This window comes from Streptomyces sp. BE20 (genome assembly GCF_036322525.1).
Taxonomy (GTDB): Bacteria; Actinomycetota; Actinomycetes; order Streptomycetales; family Streptomycetaceae; genus Kitasatospora.
Genome location: NZ_JAQYWW010001242.1, coordinates 1 through 771 on the forward strand (window position 1 = coordinate 1; position 771 = coordinate 771).

General features: G+C 74.2%; 3 protein-coding genes. All 3 read right to left on the reverse strand.

Going from position 1 to position 771, the window contains the following annotated elements:
• Positions 1-209, reverse strand: a 209-nt coding sequence (locus PUR61_RS44935) for an NUDIX domain-containing protein (protein ID WP_329885768.1), incomplete at its 3' end; no start/stop codon positions are given.
• Between the two features lie 77 nt (positions 210-286).
• Positions 287-529: a hypothetical protein gene (locus tag PUR61_RS44940; RefSeq protein WP_329885769.1), complete on the reverse strand. Its 243-nt coding sequence runs from the start codon at positions 527-529 to the stop codon at positions 287-289.
• The coding region (locus PUR61_RS44945; protein WP_329885770.1) for a hypothetical protein at positions 526-771 on the reverse strand (246 nt) is incomplete at its 5' end. The genes PUR61_RS44945 and PUR61_RS44940, both read right to left, overlap by 4 nt.

Below are 771 nucleotides of genomic sequence, written 5' to 3' on the forward strand. Positions count from 1 at the left end.
AGGACGAGGCCGGTTTCGGTTTCGGTGTGGCGGCGGGCGGCGAGGTGGGGGAGTTCGTCGGCTTCGGCGCTGCCGCCGGGGAGCATGAGGCCGGAGCGGTAGGTGGTGGCGACGAGGAGGATCGCGCCGTCGCGGTTGAGGATGAGGGCCTGGTGGCCGAGGCGGCGGCGGGGCGGGTGGGTCAGGATTGTGGGGAGGTTGTTGAGCACGGGGGTCTCCTCGGTGGGGAGTTGACGGCGGTTCCGGTGGGGCCCGCGCCGGGGCCGGCGGGCCCGACCGTGGGGGTTCAGGGGGTGGGGTCGGAATCGGAATCGGGACCGGGGTCGGGGTCGTGGTGGGTGTCGGGTGAGAGCCAGGTGAAGCAGGCGGGCAGGCCGGCGCTGATGCCGGTGGCGAGGACGAGGCCGAAGATCAGGAGGCGGGGTCCGAGCGGTCCGTCGTGGATCGGCCGGCAGACGAGGGCGGCGGTGAGGGTGCTGAGGGCGGGGACGCCGAGTGCGGTGGCGACGAGCGCGGGGGCCCGGTTCACGCCGGGTCGTCGGCGCGCGGCCTGCTGGGCTGCTGGACGATGAGGTAGCGGGGTTCGGGCAGGGGTCGGACGAGTTCGGGCCTGGTGGTCCACTCGCAGCCGCCGCCCTCGTGGCGGAGGTAGGCGAGGCCGCCGAGGGTGTCCATGTAGACGCCTTCGAGCACCCCACCGGCGGGGACACGGCACCCGAAGTCACGGACCACCTCCCCGACGACGGGGGTGTACACGGGCATGCGGGGGCA